We start from the raw sequence: 18,316 nt of genomic DNA, 5'->3' as shown, positions 1-18,316 counted from the left end.
GCCGCGCGGGTTGCACTTGCCAAGTCAACCCATAAACCATTGATAATACTATGAATATCTAATTTCTCTCCCTTGGCCCGCTCCTTGCTGCATAGGCTCGTAGAGTTCATCGCGAGAGGTTCCAAGGTGTTCAGCGTCACGTCAGACATCCAGGCCGGGGCGGCCCTCAAGACCGCAGCGCCGAAGCAGTCACGCCAGGACACCTCCCAGCTGTCCGACAGCTTCTCGGCGCTGGTCGATGCCGCGACGCCGCCGGATTCGTCGACATCTTCCCCGCCCACCTCGCCCTCGCCAGCGCCACGCGCCAGCAGCGCCGGATCAAGCCCGAGCCGCGAACCTCCACGCAGCGCGGATTCCGACCGAACGAACCAGTCCAGGTCCCAGGACAAGGCTGACGGCAGCACCCGAACCGATCGCAGTGACAAGCCGACCGCCGATACGACATCGGACGCGACCACCGACAAATCCGCCAAGACCGGCACCGATACGACGGGAGCCGCAAACGGCAAGTCCGCCGATAAGAAAGACGGCGACCAGGGCGGCGTGGAAACAACCGCCACACCGGCGGCTGCCGACCAGACGGCGGCAACCCCGGTCCCAGTGGCTGCCGCGATTCAGCCCGGAATCCTCCTGGCCGATGCCCCCACGAGCGTCACCGCGCCGGAAGGTAACGGCTCTGCCACCGCGCCGGCCGCGGCCGTGCCAACTGGAATCTCCGGCCCTGGCATGAACGGCGCGACCGATGCCACTGCAGCATTGACGCTCGCGGCAGCCAAGTCCGCTGGCGCCGCGAAGGGGCCGGGCGAAGCTGCCCCGGCGGCGGTCGCCTCCGACGCGGCCACCACGGCCTCCGGCGACACGGTCGTCACGGCAGATGCGACCTTCGCGACCGCGCTCGATGCCGCCACTCCGGGCAATGGCAAGGCGGCCGGCAAACCGGGCAGCCAGGCCAAGACGGGTCTGGTCGCCGGCGAAGCGGCCAAGACCCCGGAACAGAGCAACATCACGACGCAAGGCGTCCACCAACCGAGCCAGGGCGCCGGCACCGCGCAACAGCCCGCCGTCGCTGCCAAGCCGGACGGTGGCTCCGTCGACGGGCCGACCAAGGACAGCGGCAATGCGCCGGCACCGGTCGCGCATGAGCACGGCGTCGCGCAAGCCAACAGCCAGACCAACGTTCCGGCGCCAGATCCAACGGCCCAGGCCGGGGCTGGCCTGCAGCCGCAGCTGTCGACCCCAACCTCTTCGACAACCCAGATCACCTCCGCCAATCTGACCGCGACGACGGCTACGGGCGCAGCCGTTCCGCTGCACGGGCTCGCGGTCGAAATCGCGGCCTCCGCGCTCAACGGCAAGAGCCGCTTCGAGATCAGGCTCGATCCGGCCGAGCTCGGCCGCATCGATGTCCGCATCGACGTCGACCGCAACGGCCAGGTGACCTCCCATCTGCGGGTCGAGAAGCCCGAAACGCTCTCGATGCTGCAGCAGACCGTGCCGCAGCTGCAGCAGGCGCTGCAGGACGCCGGTCTCAAGACCAGCGACAGCGGGCTGCAATTCTCGCTCCGCGACCAGACCTCGTCCGGCCAGAACGGCGGCGACAATCAACAAAACGGTAACGCACAACGCCTGATCGTGACCGAGGACGAAACCGTCCCGGCCCAGCTCGCCGGACGGTCCTACGGACGCATGCTCGGCGCGCAAGGCGGCGTCGACATCCGGGTTTAACAGGAGGCTTCCATGGCAATCGGCGACGCAATCACGGCAAGCCCGGCAGTCTCGGGCACGACCAATTCGAACTCTTCATCGGGCAACAACAGCCTGGGCTCGAACACGGGCTCGACCATCGCGGGCAACTTCCAGACCTTCCTGACGCTGCTGACGACGCAGCTGCAGAACCAGAACCCGCTTGATCCGCTGGACACCAACCAGTTCACCCAGCAGCTCGTGCAGTTCGCCGGCGTCGAGCAACAGCTCAAGACCAACGACCAGCTGGCTTCGCTGCTCACGATGCAGCAGTCGGTACAGGCGACCCAGGCGCTGGCCTTCGTCGGCAAGACCGCGGTCGTCGCCGGCGACACGACCAGCCTGACCAGTGGAAAGGCAAGCTGGGGCCTCAACATCCCCAAGAACTGCAATCTGACGGTCAACATCATCAACAAGGCCGGGCAGACCGTCTTCACCGGCAAATATACGGCCAACGCCGGTGACAACCAGACCTACGGCTGGAATGGCCAGGGCAATGACGGCACCCAATGGCCGGATGGACAGTACAAGATCACGACGGTGGCGACCGACGCCGTCAACGGCAGTCCTGTTGCGATCAAGACCCAGATCCAGGGCGCGGTGTCCTCGGTCGACCTGACCCAGCAGCCGCCATTGCTGACGGTCGGCGGCCAGACCTACACGGTCAACCAGATCCAGCGGATCGTCGGCTAGCTCTCACGTGCCGCTACCGGCTCTTGAGACAGCAGATGCGCTTGCAGCTGAGCGTGAGCATCAAGCTCAGCTGCGGCGGCGACACGTCGGCGTAAGCTGCGGAAACTCTTAACCAATCATTTACCACGATCACGCTCCCGGGGCCTCGCGGCACCCGGAGCGGCGGCGTTTGCGCCGAGCCCCGAATTCGCGCCCTTTGCTTAGGCAAATTTTAAGCGAGGCGGCGTAGGGTCTTACCGTGAGTTCAGTGGTTAAGAGTTTGTGAGTACGCCATGACAGAACCCCATCGCCCGAGGGTGAAATACGTCATCGGGCCTGACGGCAGCCCGCTCACCATCGCGGATTTGCCTGCACCAGGCACCAAGAGGTGGGTCATTCGCCGCAAGGCCGAAGTCGTCGCTGCGGTTCGCGGCGGATTGCTGTCCCTCGAAGAAGCGTGCAGCCGCTACACCCTGACCGTCGACGAATTCCTGTCGTGGCAGTTCTCGATCGACCAGCACGGTCTCGCCGGCCTGCGCACCACCCGAATCCAGCAATATCGTCAATAAAGCGTTTCCGAGACGACGGGATTTTCTTGAAAATCGGCTTGGCCCCGCCAAGCCGATTTTTTGCATGTCCAGACTTTGTTAGGACGTCTTAACCATCGTTAACCATATCGAAACCTTCCCATAGGCAATAATTGCCCAGTGGTCCGATTCAGATTCCGTGAACCTCTCCCGAGAGGTCGGGGCGCGGCAGTCGGGATAGAGCGACCACCTGGAATGCAGGTGTCGGCTGAAGGTTCGGATTGAATTTCGCGTTCTCTGCAATCGGCCGTAAAGGTCCGCGAAGCTCAAATCACCTTCCAGCAGCCACCTGTCGAATGCCGAACTGTGGGGCAGTTGCTTGCAAGGTCTCTTGGACTTCCTGAAGGGTTTGGGTGCCGCGCGGCTCACTGCCATGATCGCGGTCACGGCAGCTTTGATCGGCTTCTTCGGCTTCGTCATCATGCGCGTAACGGCGCCGCAGATGACGACGCTGTTCACCGACCTCGGCCTGGACGACTCCTCCAGCATCATCAAGGATCTGGAGCGCCAGGGTATTCCCTTCGAGATGCGCAATGAAGGCAGCGTGATCCTGGTCCCGAAGGACAAGGTCACCCGGCTGCGCATGAAGCTCGCCGAGGGCGGCCTGCCCAAGGGCGGCGGCGTCGGCTACGAGATCTTCGACAAGTCGGACGCGCTGGGGACCACGAGCTTCGTCCAGAACATCAATCATCTGCGGGCGCTCGAGGGCGAACTCGCCCGCACCATCCGCGCCATCGACCGTGTCCAGGCCGCGCGCGTCCATCTCGTGCTGCCCGAACGGCCGTTGTTCTCGCGCGAGACCCCGGAGCCGTCGGCCTCGATCGTCGTGCGCGTGCGCGGCGCGCTCGAGCCGGCGCAGATCCGCGCCATCCGCCATCTGGTCGCCTCCGCCGTCAACGGCCTGAAGCCGCAGCGGGTCTCGATCGTCGACGAGGCCGGCCAGCTGCTTGCGGACGGAACGGTTTCCGATATCGACCAGGCGGTCGGCGACGAGCGCCGCACCGCCTTCGAGAAGCGGATGCGCAAGCAGGTCGAGGACATCGTTTCCTCCGTGGTCGGCCAGGGCCGCGCCCGGGTCCAGCTCTCGGCCGACTTCGACTTCAACCGCATCACCCAGACCTCCGACCGGTTCGATCCGGAAGGACGCGTACTGCGCTCGAGCCAGACCCGCGAAGAGCAGTCGGCCACCAACGAGACCAACGGACAGGTCACGGTCAACAACGAGCTGCCGGGCAACCAGCAGAACGCCCCGCCGCAGCCCCCGCGCGACCAGAGCAAGAAGACCGAAGAGACCAACAATTACGAGATCTCCCGGACCACCAAGACGGAAGTCACCGAAGCCGGGAAGGTCAACCGCATCTCGGTCGCGGTGCTGGTCGATGGCGCCTATTCCAAGAACGAGAAGGGCGAACTGGTCTACCAGGAGCGCAGCAAGGACGAGCTCGACCGCATCGCCACGCTGGTCCGCTCAGCGATCGGCTTCGACCAGAAGCGCGGCGACCAGGTCGAGGTGGTCAACCTGAAATTCGCCGACGCGCCGGCCGTGCCGCAGATCAACGAGCCCACCGGCTTCCTCGGCATGCTCCACTTCACCAAGGATGACGTGATGTACGTCATCGAGCTCGCCGTCATGATGCTGCTCGGCATCGTGGTCGTGTTCATGGTGGTACGGCCGCTGGTGAAGAAGATCATCGCCTCCGACGAGGTCGCCGCGGCCCTGAGGGCCTCCGTCCCTGCGCTCACCGACGAAACCGCGCAGGCACAGGCCGTCCATGCCCAGCAGACCGCCACCCTGATCGACGTCGCCCAGGTCCAGGGCCAGGTCCACGCCCAGTCCGTCCACCGCGTGGGCGAGCTGGCCGATCGCAACCCGGGTGAAGCCGCCGCAATCATCCGTCAGTGGCTCGCCGAGCCACAGCAGTAATGAACCGCTTCCCTTTGAGCCGCCGTAACTGAATCGAACGCAGATCGCCATGTCGCTCCCGCAGACGCAGAACGCAAACTCCAACGACATCTCCACGGTCATCGCGACGCTTGCGAGCCGCCAGGCGCAACGCGAGAAGACCCAGCCCCTGAGCGGCCCGAAACGAGCGGCCGTGATGATGCTGGCCCTCGGCGAGCAGTATGGCGGCAAGATCTGGCAGCAGCTCGACGACGACGAGGTGCGCGAATTGTCGCTCGCCATGTCGACGCTCGGAACGATCGAAGCCGACGTGGTCGAGGACCTGATGCTCGAATTCGTCTCGCGCATGTCGGCCTCCGGCGCGCTGATGGGCAATTTCGACGCCACCGAGCGGCTGCTGCAGCAATACCTGCCGTCGGAACGCGTCAGCGGCATCATGGACGAGATCAGGGGCCCCGCGGGCCGCAACATGTGGGAGAAGCTCTCCAACGTCCAGGAAGAGGTGCTCGCGAACTATCTCAAGAACGAATATCCGCAGACCATCGCGGTCGTGCTGTCCAAGCTGAAGCCGGAGCATGCGGCGCGCGTCCTCGCGATCCTGCCCGAGGACATGGCGCTCGACGTCATCGGCCGCATGCTGCGCATGGAGGCGGTGCAGAAGGAGGTCATCGAGCGCGTCGAGCAGACGCTGCGCACGGAGTTCATGTCGAACCTGTCGCAGACTCGGCGCCGTGACGCCCACGAGGTCATGGCCGAAATCTTCAACAATTTCGACCGCCAGACCGAGACCCGCTTCATCACCTCGCTGGAGGAGGAGAACCGCGAAGCGGCCGAGCGCATCAAGGCGCTGATGTTCACCTTCGACGACCTGATCAAGCTCGACTCGGCCTCGGCCCAGACGCTGCTGCGCAACGTCGACAAGGACAAGCTCGGCGTGGCGCTCAAGAGCGCCAACGAGGAGGTGCGCAACTTCTTCTTCGGCAACATGTCGTCCCGCGCGGCCAAGATGCTGCAGGACGACATGGCCGCCATGGGGCCGGTGCGCCTGAGGGATGTCGATGAGGCCCAGGCCCTGCTCGTCAACCTCGCCAAGGACCTCGCCGCCAAGGGCGAGATCATGCTCAGCAAGAACCGCGCCGACGACGAACTGGTGTATTGATGGCTCAACCCGCGAAGTTCCTGTTCGATACCGACTTCTCCGCGCCCGAGAAGAAGACGCGGGAACGCGCGGCCAGCGCCGCGGAGATCGCGCAGAGCGTCGCAGCCGCCGAAGCGGTCGCCTACCGCAACGGCTACGAGGCCGCGCAGCGCGAAGCCAAGGTCGAAGCCGACCGCCGCGTCGCGGCCGCGCTGGAGCAGATCAACATCCAGCTGCAGGGCATCTCCGCCCGCTTTTGCGGCATCGAGGCGCGGATGGAGACCGAGGCGGTGGATGTCGCGATCGCCGTCGCCCGCAAGCTGTGCTCGGCGCTGGTCGCCGCCGAGCCGCTCGGCGAGATCACCGGCCTCGTGCACGACTGTTTCGCGCATCTGGTGGCCACTCCGCATCTCGTTCTGCGCATCAACGATTCCCTGTACGAGCTCGCGCGCGAGAAGATCGAGAAGCTCGCCAAGCAGAGCGGCTTCGAGGGGCGCCTCGTGATCCTGGCGGAGCCCGAGATCGCGACCGGCGACTGCCGCATCGAATGGGCTGATGGCGGCGTCGTGCTGGAGCGCGCCGCGATCGAGACCAAGATCAACGAACTGGTCGGACGCTACATGGCGTCCAGAAAGAACTAGGCCACCGATGTGGCCGACGGAGTTCAAGTTATGAGCGACAACGATTCTCAGATCCCGCTGCCCGATCTCAACGCCACCGACGCGCCGCCGCTCGGTGACGTCGGCTACAACGAGGACGATCATGCCGCGCGCATTGCCGCCGATCTGGAGGCCGTCTTCGACGTGCCGGTTCAGGTCTCGGCCGTGCTCGGCCGCTCCAAGATGGATGTCGGCGAGCTGCTGAAGCTCGGGCCCGGAACGGTGCTCGAGCTCGACCGCAAGGTCGGCGAGGCCATCGACATCTACGTCAACAACCGTCTCGTGGCACGCGGCGAGGTGGTGCTGGTCGAAGACAAACTCGGCGTGACGATGACGGAAATCATCAAGTCCGACCGCAACTGACATGAATGACCCACGCGCGCCCTTCGGTAGCGGCGCGACCGAATAGGAGACGAACATGCGGCTTCTCATCGTCGGAACGCTGAAGGGTCAGCTGACCGCAGCCACCAAGATCGCCATGGACAACGGGGCGACCGTCACCCATGCCGAGGACAACGAGCAGGCGATGCGGGTGCTGCGCGGCGGCAAGGGCGCCGACCTCCTGCTGGTCGACGTCGGCCTCGACATCCGCGACCTCGTGATGCGGCTGGACGCCGAGCACATCCATGTTCCGATCGTGGCCTGCGGCATCACCAGCGACGCCCGCGCCGCGGTCGCCGCCATCCATGCCGGCGCCAAGGAATACATCCCGCTGCCGCCGGATCCCGAACTGATCGCGGCCGTTCTCGCCGCGGTGGCTAACGACGCCCGCGACCTCGTCTATCGCGACGAGGCCATGGCGAAGGTGATCAAGCTCGCGCAGCAGATCGCCGGCTCCGACGCTTCGGTGATGATCACGGGCGAGTCCGGCACCGGCAAGGAGGTGCTGGCGCGCTACGTCCACAGCCGCTCGGCGCGTGCGAAGCGACCCTTCATCTCGATCAATTGCGCCGCAATCCCCGAGCACCTCCTGGAATCAGAGCTGTTCGGTCATGAGAAGGGCGCCTTCACGGGTGCGATCGCCCGCCGCGTCGGCAAGTTCGAGGAGGCCAATGGCGGCACGCTGCTGCTCGACGAAATCTCGGAAATGGACGTGAGGCTGCAGTCCAAGCTGCTGCGCGCCATCCAGGAGCGCGTGATCGACCGCGTCGGCGGCACGCGGCCCGTCCCGGTCGACATCCGGATCATCGCGACCTCGAACCGCAACCTGGCCGACGCGGTGCGCGAGGGCACGTTCCGCGAGGACCTCCTGTTCCGGCTCAATGTCGTGAACCTGAAGATTCCGCCCTTGCGCGAACGCCCGGCCGACATTCTTGAGCTCGCCCAGCATTTCGCGCGCAAATATTCGGAGGCCAACGCGGTGCCGCTGCGCCCGATCTCCACCGAGGCCAAGCGCATCCTCACCACCAACCGCTGGCAGGGCAACGTCCGCGAGCTGGAGAACACGATGCATCGCGCGGTGCTGATGGCGCAGGGCGACGAGATCGGTGCCGACGCGATCATCACGCCGGACGGCGCCCGCCTCGACATCGGCAAGACCCCGCCCGCAGTAGCGCATGCAACCATGGCGGCTGAACAGGTGACGCGCGCGCTGGTCGGCCGCACCGTCGCCGACGTCGAGCGCGACCTGATCCTCGAGACCCTGAAGCATTGTCTCGGCAACCGGACGCACGCCGCCAACATCCTGGGGATTTCGATCCGGACGCTGCGCAACAAGCTCAATGAATATGCCGATGGCGGCGTGCCGATCACGCCCCCCGGCGCCGGCGACACCCCGCGCATGCCGAGTCCGGTGTGACGTTCGGTGCAGCCGCCCGTCTTCTCATCGGCGGCGCGCTCATCCTGAGCGTGCCGCTCGCCGTTTCCGAAGCAAGGGCCGACACGCGAGCCGCGCTGTGGGGCTGCTGGGAGCAGACGTCTCATGCACCGCTGGTGATGCCGTCGTCGGGCGAGGAATGGGGCTCGCGAACCTGGTGCTTCGCCCGCAAGGGAAAGCTGATCTCGCGAACGGTCGCGTGTGGCAGCAGCGGCTGCGACGGGTGGGACAACGAACGCAGCTATCGGTGGCGGCCGCCCACCCTTTCATTTTCCGAGCTCGAGACGTCGCCGGACGGCAAGGCACAGTCCAGGATCTGGCACCGGTGCCGGGTGCAGTTTCTGACGGAAGACTGGATGCAGCTGCAGAATTGTGATCAGTCGCCCGATCCGTGGGTCCGAGAACAGCCGAAGGCCGGCTCCAGGCCTGCCGCGATCTACGAATAGTTCGGCGCTTCGGGATTGCGAAAGATGTGGATGGGATCGCCCGGCGTGAACTCGCGCTGCGTGAGAAGCGCATAGGCATACAGCGCGAGATAGAGAACCGCCGCCGTGCCGACCACGTAGAGTGCCCAGGTTCCGATCCGTTTCATCAGCTCCGCCGTAAACAACGCCGAGAAGGCCACGGCGCTTTTACGGTGTCCGGCTCCGAGACACCACCCGGCACCCGGCGGACGAATGTCCGCGGTCAGCCCTTCGGCGTGAGCCTCGGATCAGGAACGCTCAATGCAGCAAGCCGGGCCATGTCGTCGGCACGGTCGACCGGCACATAGCTGCCATGCCAATAGGCCAGGGCAGCAGCCTGCGGTGACACTTCGACGTTGAGCACCCGGCCGATCACGATGCCGTGGGAATGCCGCTCGATGATCTCCTCGACCTCGCAGTCCAGCGTGGCGAGCGCCCCGACCAGCAGCGGCACGCCGGTAACGTGCCGGCGCCAATCGGCGCCCGCGAACCGCTCGGCGCCGCGCAGGCCACCCTTGCCTGCAAACCGTTCGGCGACATCGAGCTGATCGGCGGCCAGCAGGCTGGCCCCGAACACCAGCTCCCGCTGCAGGATCGGCCAGGACGAAGCGTTGCGATTGAGGCTGACGATCACGGAGGGCGGGTCGACCGAGAGCGAGGATAGCGAGCTCACGGTCATGCCGGTCATCTCATCGCCTCGCCCGACGGTGATGACGCTGACGCCGCCGACCAGTTGGCGCATCGCAGAGCGGAAATCGGGCTGGAGCGCCGTGGCATCGGGCATGAGACGGATGATGGAGTTCATTGCGTTAATATCCCTCCTAACCCGTCATGCCCGGTCCAAGCAACTGGTGCAGGATCGAACCTTCGAGTGCCGCCAGATCGGCTGAGCCGCGCTCGCGCGGGCGCGCCAGACCGACCGTGATATCCTCGGCGATCCGGCCATCTTCGATGACCAGAACGCGGTCGGCCAGGGCGACGGCTTCCGCCACGTCATGGGTGACCAGGATTGCGGTGAAGGTTTGATCGGCCCAGACCCGCTCCAGCAGGCGCTGCATCGCGATTCGCGTAAGCGCATCGAGCGCCCCGAGCGGCTCGTCGAAGGCCAGCAGGCGCGGCCCGCTCACCAGCGCACGCGCCAGCGCGACGCGCTGCTTCTGGCCGCCGGACAGCACGGCCGGCCATTGGTCGCGCTTCTCGGCGAGACCCACTTCCTCCAGCGCCCGCCTGGCACGCTCATGCGCGCCGGCAGCCTTGCGCTCGCGGCCGAGCCCGACCTCGACATTGGCCAGCACCCGGGCCCATGGCAGCAGCCGCGGCTCCTGGAACATCACCCGGATATCCTCGGGCCGCGCCGCCGCTTCGCCGAAGCTGATCGTGCCGGAGGTCGGCTTGTCGAGGCCCGCGATCAGGCGCAGCAGCGTGCTCTTGCCGCAGCCGCTCTGGCCGACGATCGCGACGAACTGACCGGCCGGGATCTCCAGATCGATGCCGCGCAGCACCTCGTTGTCACCGAACGACTTGTGGAGGTCGTGGATCACGAGCGGCAGGCCGCGCACCTCGGGTCTTGCCGGCTGCGGCGGCACGCCTGGCTTCCTCGCATGACGGAATGCCTCAGCATGCCCGATGATTTCGGCGCTGTCGATCACGTCGACGTCGGACAGGGGGACTCGGAGAGCTTGCTGCATTTGGCAGACCTCAATGTTTGCTGAAGGCCGGATGCCAGGACAGCGTCAGCCGCTCGAGCGCCCGCGAGGCGCTGTCGGCGACCTTGCCCAGCAGGGCGTAGATCAGGATGGAGAGGACGACGACGTCGATCTGCATGAACTCGCGCGCCTGCATCGCCATGTAGCCGAGGCCGGAGGACGCCGCGATCGTCTCGGCGACAATCAGGGTGAGCCACATGATGCCGAGCGCGAAGCGCAGGCCGACGAAGATCGAGGGCAGCGCACCGGGGAAGATCACGCGCCGAAACAGCTCGCTGTCGGTCATGCCATAGACGCGGCCCATTTCAATGAGTTGCGGATCGACGGTGCGAATCCCGTGCAGCGTGTTGAGATAGACCGGGAAGAACACGCCGAGCGCCACCAGGAACAGCTTGGCGCTCTCGTCAATGCCAAACCAGAGGATGACCAGCGGGATCAGGGCCAGATGCGGCACATTGCGGATCATCTGCAGCGTCGTGTCGGTGAGCTTCGCCGACAGCTCGGACAAGCCGTTCGCCAGACCAAAGGCGAAGCCGATGCCGCCGCCGATCAGGAAGCCGATCGAGGCGCGCCAGAAGCTGACCCAGATGTTGCGGCCGAGCTCACCGGACCACAACAGTTTCCAGCCGGCGCGCGCCACGTCGCTCGGCGCCGGCAGCACACGCGGCGACACCAGGCCAACGACCGAGGCCACCTGCCAGATCAGGATGATCGCGAGCGGCACCAGCCAGGGCAGAAATCCGTCCGCGCGCGGCACGGCCAGCTTGCGGACCTTGGGAAGGCTTTCGATCAGGCTCATGATTGCGACGCTCTCTGCAACGGACGATGCTCGTTGGCGATGGTCTCGCCGAACGGGCCCGTATTGGCCCGGAGCTTGGTCACGTTGCCGGCCTGATCCGACACGCCCAAGCCGAGCTTCGGGAACACCAGCTCGGCGAAGCGATAGGCTTCCTCAAGATGCGGATAGCCGGACAGGATGAAGGTGTCGATGCCGATGTCCTGATATTCCCGGATCCTGGCTGCGACGGTGTCGGGATCGCCGACCAGCGCCGTACCGGCACCGCCACGCACCAGGCCGACACCAGCCCACAAATTCGGGCTGATCTCGAGCTTGTCGCGGCGGCCGCCATGCAGCTGCGACATGCGCTGCTGGCCGACCGAATCCATCCGCGCGAAGATCTTCTGCGCCGAGGCGATGGTGTCGTCGGTGACGTGCTTGATGAGGTCGTCGGCGGCCGCCCAGGCCTCGTCATTGGTCTCGCGCACGATCACGTGCAGGCGGATGCCGAACGACAGCTTGCGGCCGCGACTGTCGGCTACGGCCTTCACCTTGGCGATCTTGGCGGCGACATCGGCCGGCGGCTCGCCCCAGGTGAGATACTTCTCCACCGTGTCGACGGCAACGTCGATGCCGGCGTCCGACGAGCCGCCGAAGAACAGCGGCGGACGCGGCGACTGCACCGGCGGAAACAGCAGGCGGCCATCCTCGACCCGGATGTGCTTGCCGGCGAAGTTGACGGCCTCGCCTTCGAGCAGCGCATTGTAGACGGTGAGGAACTCGCGGGTGACCTCGTAACGCTCCTCGTGCGACAGGAAGATGCCGTCGCCCTTGTTCTCGACCGGATCGCCGCCGGTCACGACGTTGACCAGCAGGCGCCCGTTGGTGACGCGGTCCAGCGTCGCCGTCATGCGCGCCGCGACCGCCGGCGATTGCAGGCCGGGGCGCACCGCGACCAGATAGCGCAGCTTCTCGGTAAATGGCGCCACGGCCGAGGCGACGATCCAGGAATCCTCGCAGCTGCGCCCGGTCGGGATCAGCACGCCATAATAACCGAGCTGATCGGCCGCCTGCGCGACCTGGCGCAGATAGTTGAAATTGACCTCGCGAGCACCCTGCGAGGTGCCGAGATAGCGGCCGTCGCCATGGGTCGGCAGGAACCACAGCACGTTGGGTTTCGACGAAGCGTCACTCATATCGTTGTCTTTCGGATTGAGGTCACGTTCCGGCGTCAGGTGGACGGCGTCCACTTCCAGACGATGTCGGCGACGTTGACGGGTTTCGGAATGAGCCCGACGCGGGCAAAGCGATCGGCGACCGCCTGCTGGCTCTTGATGATCTCGTCGTCGATCGGCACGACGCTGTAGACCGAGCGATCGACGAAGCGCTTGACGGCTTCGAGGCCGACGCCGGTGGCCTCGGCCTGCGCCTTCGCCACCTCCTCGTGATGGCTGTTGGCCCACACGCCCTCGGCGGCGAACGCCGCATTCAGCCTGGCGACCACGGCCGGATACTTCTCCACGAAGTCTGAGCCGACGATGTAGAACGAGTTCGGCTTGTGCACGTCCTTGTCCCACGCGACCACCCGCGCATTCTCCTTGAGCTCGGCGAGCGCGAGATACGGGTCCCAGATCGACCAGGCGTCGACCGAGCCCTTGACGAAGGCGGCGGTCGCGTCGGCCGGCGCGAGCGGCGCCGGCGTGATGTCGCTCCAGGACAGCCCGGCCTTCTCCAGCGCGGCAACCAGGAGATTGTGCGCGCTCGAGCCCTTGCCGAAGGCGATGCGCTTGCCCTTGAGATCGGCCAGAGTCTTGATCGGCGAATCCTTCGGCACGATGATCGCCTGGCTGTTGCCGTTCTGCTTGACGGCGGCAGCGTAACGGATCTTGGCGCTGGCGGCCTGCGCGAAGATCGGCGGGGCGTCGCCGACATAGCCGAAATCGACGCTGCCGACATTGATGGCTTCCAGCAGCGGCGGGCCGAACTGGAAGTCGACCCAGACGATGTCGATGCCAACGGGCTTGAACGTGTCCTCGATGGTGCGGCGCGCCTTCACGGCCGGAAAGAAGCCGCCCTTCTGGGTGCCGATCCGGATCTCCTTCGGCTTGTCCTCGGCGCGCAGCGGCGCCGACCAGGCTACCACCGCAGCTGAGCCCAACGACAGTTTCAGAAAATCACGACGCTTCATTGCCTTCTCCGACCAAAGCCCGCGCATCCACGTTGATGCGGTGCACAGGCAATGATGGTGGCGGGTGAAACCGGTGTCGAGCACCCCGGAAAAATAGCGATGCCGGTCCTATTTCGTCGTGCCGCGAGGGGACGTTCGTATCGAAAGGCCGACGCAAAGCAGCGAGAATTTCTCGCAAGCGACAACGCGATCACGTGTCTTCACGGCCCATCAACCACGATCGCAGCCGGCCGCTCGCTCGTCCGACGCCGGCCATCCCCATGGTTCCATGGTTGATCCAGGTCAAGGCTTTCGCAAGGCATCTTGCTTAACCTGAAGGCAGGCGCGGCCCGGATGCCGCACACATTCCCCCCCGTACACAAAGCTGAGAATTCTCTCATGTCGCTCGTTGGCAGCGATGCGAATGCGCGCGCGCGTCGCAGACGCATGGAAGTTTTTGCCTTCCTGTTCCTCACCGCCGTGCTGATGCCGGCGCTCGCGGTCGCCACCGTCGGCTCCTACGGGCTCACGGTGTGGGTCTACCAGATGATGGTCGGGCCGCCCGGCCCGCCGTCAGCGCACTGATCGGAAGGACGAATCGCATGCTCACCCCCCGCACCTCCGTCGACCGGCGCGCGCTCATCACCGGCCGCGTGCTGACCTCCGATCCCGTCGTCGCACCGCCCTCCGGCGAGATCGCCAGCATCATCGTGCAGACCCGCCCCGAGCAGCTCGACCGCGTCGCAGCCGACATCCTCGCGCTGTCCGGCTGCGAGATCCACGGCCGCGACGAGCGCGGCAAGCTGATCGTCGTCGTCGATGCGCCCGATGCCGGCACGCTCGGCGCGACCATGAACAGGATCGGGCTGCTGCCCCACGTGCACTCCGCCTGCCTCGTCTTCCACGCCATCGACGCCGGCTAGCCTCACGAGATGACCATGACCGACATGAAGATCGACCGCCGCCAGATGCTGAAGCTGGAAGCCGCCGCGATTGCCGCGGTCGCCGCCGGCATGCCCACGCCCGGCCTCGCCGCCAATCTCGTCACCGAGCGCGAGGCGAGCGAGCTGAAATGGGACAAGGCCGCCTGCCGCTTCTGCGGCACCGGCTGCAGCGTGATGGTCGCGACCAAGGACAACCGCGTCGTCGCCACCCATGGCGACATCAAGTCCGAGGTCAATCGCGGGCTCAACTGCGTCAAGGGCTATTTCCTGTCCAAGATCATGTACGGCCACGACCGCCTGACGCATCCGATGCTGCGCAAGACCAATGGCAAGTACGACAAGAACGGCGAGTTCACGCCGATCTCGTGGGACGAGGCCTTCGACATCATGGCGTCGAAGTTCAAGGACGCGATGAAGAAGCGCGGGCCCTCAGGCGTCGGCATGTTCGGCTCGGGGCAGTGGACGGTCTGGGAAGGCTACGCGGCGTTGAAGCTGTTCAAGGCCGGCTTCCGCACCAACAACATCGACCCCAATGCGCGGCACTGCATGGCCTCCGCCGTCGCCGGCATGATGCGCACCTTCGGCATCGACGAGCCCGCCGGCTGCTATGACGACATCGAGGCCACCGACGCGTTCGTGCTGTGGGGCTCCAACATGGCGGAGATGCACCCGATCCTGTGGAGCCGCGTCACCGACCGCCGCCTGTCTGCGCCGCACGTCCAAGTCGCCGTGCTGTCGACGTTCGAGCACCGCTCGTTCGACCTCGCCGACATCGGCATGATCTTCAAGCCGCAGACCGATCTCTACCTCCTCAACGCGATCGCCAACCACATCATCAAGACCGGCCGCGTCAACAAGGACTTCGTCGCCGCCCATGCCGTGTTCAAGCGCGGCCAGACCGACATCGGCTACGGCCTGCGGCCCGAGCATCCGCTGGAGAAGAAGGCGACCGGGCGCACCAAGGCCAATGACGCCACCGACATCTCGTTCGACGAATACGCCAAGTTCGTCTCGGACTACACGCTGGAGATGGCCGCCGAAATGTCCGGCGTGCCGCTCAACCGGCTGGAGGCGCTGGCCGATCTCTATGCCGATCCGAAGACCAAGGTGGTCTCGTTCTGGACCATGGGTTTCAACCAGCACACCCGCGGCGTCTGGTGCAACAACCTCATCTACAACATCCATCTGCTGACGGGAAAGATCGCCGAGGCCGGCAACAGCCCGTTCTCGCTCACCGGCCAGCCCTCGGCCTGCGGCACCGCGCGCGAGGTCGGCACCTTCTCGCACCGCCTGCCGGCCGACATGGTCGTCACCAACAAGGAGCACCGCACCAAGGCCGAGCACATCTGGCAGTTGCCGGAAGGCACGATCCCCGACAAGCCGGGCTATCACGCCGTGCTGCAGAGCCGGATGCTGAAGGACGGCCTGCTCAACGCCTATTGGGTGCAGGTCAACAACAACCTCCAGGCCGGCCCCAACGCCAACGAGGAAACCTATCCGGGCTTCCGCAATCCCGACAATTTCATCGTCGTCTCCGACGCCTATCCGTCGGTCACCGCGCTCGCCGCCGACCTGATCCTGCCGACCGCGATGTGGGTGGAGAAGGAAGGCGCCTATGGCAATGCCGAGCGCCGCACCCAGTTCTGGCATCAGCTGGTCTCCGCGCCCGGCGAGGCGCGCTCCGACCTGTGGCAGCTGATGGAGTTCTCCAAGCGCTTCAAGATCGAGGAGGTCTGGCCCGAGGAGCTGATTGCCAAGAAGCCGGACGTGCGCGGCAAGACGCTGTTCGACGTGCTCTACAAGAACGGCCAGGTCGACAAGTTTCCGCTCGACCAGATCGAGCCGGGCTATGCCAACGACGAATCCAAGGCGTTCGGCTTCTACGTCCACAAGGGCCTGTTCGAGGAATACGCTTCGTTCGGCCGCGGCCATGGCCATGACCTGGCGCCGTTCGAGGCCTATCACAAGGAGCGCGGCCTGCGCTGGCCCGTGGTCGACGGCAAGGAGACGCGCTGGCGCTTCCGCGAGGGCTCCGACCCCTACGTGAAGGCCGGTACCGGTGTGCAGTTCTACGGCTTCGCCGACGGCAAGGCGCGGATTTTCGCCCTGCCCTACGAGCCGCCGGCGGAATCGCCCGACAAGGACTATCCGTTCTGGCTGTCGACCGGGCGCGTGGTCGAGCACTGGCACTCCGGCACGATGACGCGCCGCGTGCCCGAGCTCTACAAGGCCTTCCCCGAGGCCGTCTGCTTCATGCATCCCGATGATGCCGAGGCCGCCAGCCTGAGGCGCGGCGACGAGGTCAAGGTCGCCTCCCGGCGCGGCTTCATCCGGGCCCGCGTCGAGACCCGCGGCCGCGACAAGCCGCCGCGCGGCCTCGTGTTCGTGCCGTGGTTCGACGAGTCGAAGCTGATCAACAAGGTGACCCTCGACGCCACCGATCCGATCTCGCTGCAGACCGACTACAAGAAATGCGCCGTGCGCATCGAGCGGGTGTGACAACCATGATCAGGAAACTTGCGATGATGCTGGTCGCGGCCAGCGTTGCAGCCGGATCGAGCGCACTGCTCGCCCAGAGCGTCTCTTCCTCGCTGCGCGGCCCGGCGCCGCTCAATGACGAGGGCCCGGCGCCGCCGATACAGCCGATGAAGAACACCGCCGAGAGGGAGGTGCGCAACTATCCGGAGCAGCCACCGGTGATTCCGCATTCCATCGACGGCTATCAGGTCGACATGCAGGGCAACAAGTGCCTGTCCTGCCACGCCCGCGCGCGCACCGCGGAGTCGAAAGCGCCGATGCTGTCGATCACCCACTTCATGGACCGCGACGGCCAGTTCCTCGCCTCGGTGTCGCCGCGCCGCTTCTTCTGCACGCAGTGCCACGTGCCGCAAAGCACAGCCACGCCGCCGGTCAGCAACGACTTCGTCGACATCGATACGATGCTGTCCCGTGCCAAGCCCGGTGGCCCGCGATGAGCAGCGCCGACACCCCGGACGGGACGCAAGCTCCCGTACCCGAGAAGCGGCTCGGACTCGTCCGCCGCATCTGGCAGTTCGTGCTCGACCTGATCGACGTGCTGCTCAAGCCCAGCTCGGTGTTCGGGCTCGGCGTGCTGGTGCTGGCCGGCTTTCTGGCCGGCGTCATCTTCTGGGGCGGCTTCAATACCGCGCTCGAGCTGACCAACACCGAGAAGTTCTGCACGAGCTGTCACGAGATGCGCGACAACGTGTTCGCCGAGCTGAAGTCGACCATCCACTTCTCCAACCGCTCCGGCGTGCGCGCGAGCTGCCCGGATTGCCACGTGCCGCATAACTGGACCGACAAGATCGCGCGCAAGATGCAGGCTTCCAAGGAGGTCTGGGGCCATCTGTTCGGCTCGATCGACACCCGCGAGAAGTTCACCGACCACAGGCTGGAGCTGGCGCTGCACGAATGGGCCCGCTTCAAGGCCAATGACTCGCTGGAATGCCGCAACTGCCACAGCGCCCAGTCGATGGACATCACCCGGCAGTCGCCGCGCGCGGTGGAAGCGCACCAGCGCTTCCTGTTCACCGGCGAGAAGACCTGTATCGACTGTCACAAGGGCATCGCGCATCATCTGCCCGACATGCGCGGCGTCCCAGGCTGGCAGTAGGCTCTTTCTGAAGAAGAACGAGGGCTCGCCGCAGGTCCGCTGCGCCCCCTCCCCCGCTTGCGGGGGAGGTTCTCAACCCATCAGCATCGAGAGCTTGATCTCGCC

At 65.7% G+C, this 18,316-nt stretch carries 20 protein-coding genes; 14 read left to right on the top strand and 6 right to left on the bottom strand.

The annotated features are described in order from the left end of the window. Positions 1-126 precede the first annotated feature (126 nt). The 9 genes from LQG66_RS31540 (at position 127) to LQG66_RS31500 (ending at position 8,964) form a co-directional block, all read left to right on the top strand. On the top strand, positions 127-1,725 hold the full coding sequence (locus tag LQG66_RS31540; protein WP_231319714.1) for a flagellar hook-length control protein FliK: 1,599 nt from the start codon (positions 127-129) through the stop codon (positions 1,723-1,725). 12 nt (positions 1,726-1,737) lie between these two features. Next, positions 1,738-2,436, top strand: a complete 699-nt coding sequence (locus tag LQG66_RS31535) for a flagellar hook assembly protein FlgD (protein ID WP_231319713.1) — start codon at positions 1,738-1,740, stop codon at positions 2,434-2,436. Between the two features lie 272 nt (positions 2,437-2,708). Continuing rightward, on the top strand, positions 2,709-2,984 hold the full coding sequence (sciP, locus tag LQG66_RS31530) for a CtrA inhibitor SciP (protein ID WP_002714638.1): 276 nt from the start codon (positions 2,709-2,711) through the stop codon (positions 2,982-2,984). A gap of 337 nt (positions 2,985-3,321) precedes the next feature. Next, a complete protein-coding gene (fliF, locus tag LQG66_RS31525) occupies positions 3,322-4,926 on the top strand; it encodes a flagellar basal-body MS-ring/collar protein FliF (RefSeq protein ID WP_231319712.1) in 1,605 nt (534 codons plus the stop codon). Positions 4,927-4,975: 49 nt separating this feature from the next. Beyond that, on the top strand, positions 4,976-6,064 hold the full coding sequence (gene fliG, locus LQG66_RS31520; RefSeq protein ID WP_231319711.1) for a flagellar motor switch protein FliG: 1,089 nt from the start codon (positions 4,976-4,978) through the stop codon (positions 6,062-6,064). After that, positions 6,064-6,684: a FliH/SctL family protein gene (locus tag LQG66_RS31515; protein WP_231319710.1), complete on the top strand. Its 621-nt coding sequence runs from the start codon at positions 6,064-6,066 to the stop codon at positions 6,682-6,684. Before fliG ends, LQG66_RS31515 begins: the two co-directional genes overlap by 1 nt. Positions 6,685-6,714: 30 nt before the next feature. Further along, entirely contained in the window at positions 6,715-7,065 is a 351-nt protein-coding gene (fliN, locus tag LQG66_RS31510; protein ID WP_231319709.1) for a flagellar motor switch protein FliN, read from the top strand. Positions 7,066-7,120: 55 nt separating this feature from the next. Then, complete coding sequence (flbD, locus tag LQG66_RS31505; RefSeq protein ID WP_231319708.1) at positions 7,121-8,500, top strand: sigma-54-dependent transcriptional regulator FlbD; 1,380 nt, start codon at positions 7,121-7,123, stop codon at positions 8,498-8,500. Next, positions 8,497-8,964 (top strand): hypothetical protein, encoded by a 468-nt coding sequence (locus LQG66_RS31500; protein ID WP_231319707.1) that lies wholly within the window; start codon positions 8,497-8,499, stop codon positions 8,962-8,964. Before flbD ends, LQG66_RS31500 begins: the two co-directional genes overlap by 4 nt. Here LQG66_RS31500 and LQG66_RS31495 read toward each other — a convergent pair. From LQG66_RS31495 to LQG66_RS31470, 6 genes are all read right to left on the bottom strand, one after another. Further along, positions 8,955-9,110 carry a hypothetical protein gene (locus LQG66_RS31495; protein WP_231319706.1) on the bottom strand — a complete coding sequence of 52 codons (156 nt, stop codon included), beginning with the start codon at positions 9,108-9,110 and terminating at the stop codon, positions 8,955-8,957. The genes LQG66_RS31500 and LQG66_RS31495 overlap by 10 nt on opposite strands. A 95-nt stretch (positions 9,111-9,205) precedes the next feature. Beyond that, a complete protein-coding gene (locus tag LQG66_RS31490; protein WP_231319705.1) occupies positions 9,206-9,787 on the bottom strand; it encodes a flavin reductase family protein in 582 nt (193 codons plus the stop codon). A 16-nt stretch (positions 9,788-9,803) separates the two neighbouring features. Further along, entirely contained in the window at positions 9,804-10,670 is an 867-nt protein-coding gene (locus LQG66_RS31485) for an ATP-binding cassette domain-containing protein (RefSeq protein WP_231319704.1), read from the bottom strand. A 10-nt stretch (positions 10,671-10,680) separates the two neighbouring features. Beyond that, positions 10,681-11,487 carry an aliphatic sulfonate ABC transporter permease SsuC gene (gene ssuC / locus LQG66_RS31480; protein WP_231319703.1) on the bottom strand — a complete coding sequence of 269 codons (807 nt, stop codon included), beginning with the start codon at positions 11,485-11,487 and terminating at the stop codon, positions 10,681-10,683. Next, complete coding sequence (gene ssuD, locus LQG66_RS31475; protein ID WP_231319702.1) at positions 11,484-12,662, bottom strand: FMNH2-dependent alkanesulfonate monooxygenase; 1,179 nt, start codon at positions 12,660-12,662, stop codon at positions 11,484-11,486. The genes ssuC and ssuD overlap by 4 nt, the downstream gene beginning before the upstream one ends. Positions 12,663-12,697: 35 nt before the next feature. Then, a complete protein-coding gene (locus tag LQG66_RS31470) occupies positions 12,698-13,654 on the bottom strand; it encodes an aliphatic sulfonate ABC transporter substrate-binding protein (RefSeq protein WP_231319701.1) in 957 nt (318 codons plus the stop codon). A gap of 378 nt (positions 13,655-14,032) precedes the next feature. On the opposite strand from LQG66_RS31470, the gene napE reads away from it, so the two are divergent. The 5 genes from napE to LQG66_RS31445 are packed head-to-tail and all read left to right on the top strand — an operon-like array spanning position 14,033 to position 18,211. Then, entirely contained in the window at positions 14,033-14,218 is a 186-nt protein-coding gene (gene napE / locus LQG66_RS31465) for a periplasmic nitrate reductase, NapE protein (RefSeq protein ID WP_231319700.1), read from the top strand. Positions 14,219-14,235: 17 nt separating this feature from the next. After that, the gene (locus tag LQG66_RS31460) at positions 14,236-14,556 is read left to right on the top strand and encodes a chaperone NapD (RefSeq protein WP_231319699.1); all 321 of its coding nucleotides are present in this window, start codon (positions 14,236-14,238) and stop codon (positions 14,554-14,556) included. Positions 14,557-14,571: 15 nt separating this feature from the next. Further along, on the top strand, positions 14,572-17,076 hold the full coding sequence (gene napA, locus LQG66_RS31455) for a nitrate reductase catalytic subunit NapA (RefSeq protein WP_231319698.1): 2,505 nt from the start codon (positions 14,572-14,574) through the stop codon (positions 17,074-17,076). A gap of 23 nt (positions 17,077-17,099) precedes the next feature. Next, the gene (locus LQG66_RS31450; protein WP_425601368.1) at positions 17,100-17,552 is read left to right on the top strand and encodes a nitrate reductase cytochrome c-type subunit; all 453 of its coding nucleotides are present in this window, start codon (positions 17,100-17,102) and stop codon (positions 17,550-17,552) included. Then, positions 17,549-18,211 (top strand): NapC/NirT family cytochrome c, encoded by a 663-nt coding sequence (locus tag LQG66_RS31445; protein ID WP_231319696.1) that lies wholly within the window; start codon positions 17,549-17,551, stop codon positions 18,209-18,211. Before LQG66_RS31450 ends, LQG66_RS31445 begins: the two co-directional genes overlap by 4 nt. Positions 18,212-18,316: the final 105 nt, after the last annotated feature.

The sequence above is a fragment of the Bradyrhizobium ontarionense genome (assembly GCF_021088345.1).
In the GTDB taxonomy this organism is placed as follows: Bacteria; Pseudomonadota; Alphaproteobacteria; order Rhizobiales; family Xanthobacteraceae; genus Bradyrhizobium; species Bradyrhizobium ontarionense.
Note: the sequence above shows the minus strand (reverse complement) of the source record. Positions and strands in the feature narration are given on the sequence as shown.

Coding starts and splice junctions, on each gene's coding strand:
- flbD (WP_231319708.1), top strand. CDS start 7,121: ATGCGGCTTCTCATCGTCGGAACGCTGAAGGGTCAGCTGACCGCAGCC.
- LQG66_RS31495 (WP_231319706.1), bottom strand. CDS start 9,110: ATGAAACGGATCGGAACCTGGGCACTCTACGTGGTCGGCACGGCGGCG.
- LQG66_RS31485 (WP_231319704.1), bottom strand. CDS start 10,670: ATGCAGCAAGCTCTCCGAGTCCCCCTGTCCGACGTCGACGTGATCGAC.
- LQG66_RS31445 (WP_231319696.1), top strand. CDS start 17,549: ATGAGCAGCGCCGACACCCCGGACGGGACGCAAGCTCCCGTACCCGAG.
- sciP (WP_002714638.1), top strand. CDS start 2,709: ATGACAGAACCCCATCGCCCGAGGGTGAAATACGTCATCGGGCCTGAC.
- fliG (WP_231319711.1), top strand. CDS start 4,976: ATGTCGCTCCCGCAGACGCAGAACGCAAACTCCAACGACATCTCCACG.
- napA (WP_231319698.1), top strand. CDS start 14,572: ATGACCGACATGAAGATCGACCGCCGCCAGATGCTGAAGCTGGAAGCC.
- fliN (WP_231319709.1), top strand. CDS start 6,715: ATGAGCGACAACGATTCTCAGATCCCGCTGCCCGATCTCAACGCCACC.
- napE (WP_231319700.1), top strand. CDS start 14,033: ATGTCGCTCGTTGGCAGCGATGCGAATGCGCGCGCGCGTCGCAGACGC.
- LQG66_RS31470 (WP_231319701.1), bottom strand. CDS start 13,654: ATGAAGCGTCGTGATTTTCTGAAACTGTCGTTGGGCTCAGCTGCGGTG.
- LQG66_RS31450 (WP_425601368.1), top strand. CDS start 17,100: ATGATGCTGGTCGCGGCCAGCGTTGCAGCCGGATCGAGCGCACTGCTC.
- LQG66_RS31535 (WP_231319713.1), top strand. CDS start 1,738: ATGGCAATCGGCGACGCAATCACGGCAAGCCCGGCAGTCTCGGGCACG.
- LQG66_RS31515 (WP_231319710.1), top strand. CDS start 6,064: ATGGCTCAACCCGCGAAGTTCCTGTTCGATACCGACTTCTCCGCGCCC.
- LQG66_RS31490 (WP_231319705.1), bottom strand. CDS start 9,787: ATGAACTCCATCATCCGTCTCATGCCCGATGCCACGGCGCTCCAGCCC.
- LQG66_RS31460 (WP_231319699.1), top strand. CDS start 14,236: ATGCTCACCCCCCGCACCTCCGTCGACCGGCGCGCGCTCATCACCGGC.
- ssuD (WP_231319702.1), bottom strand. CDS start 12,662: ATGAGTGACGCTTCGTCGAAACCCAACGTGCTGTGGTTCCTGCCGACC.
- ssuC (WP_231319703.1), bottom strand. CDS start 11,487: ATGAGCCTGATCGAAAGCCTTCCCAAGGTCCGCAAGCTGGCCGTGCCG.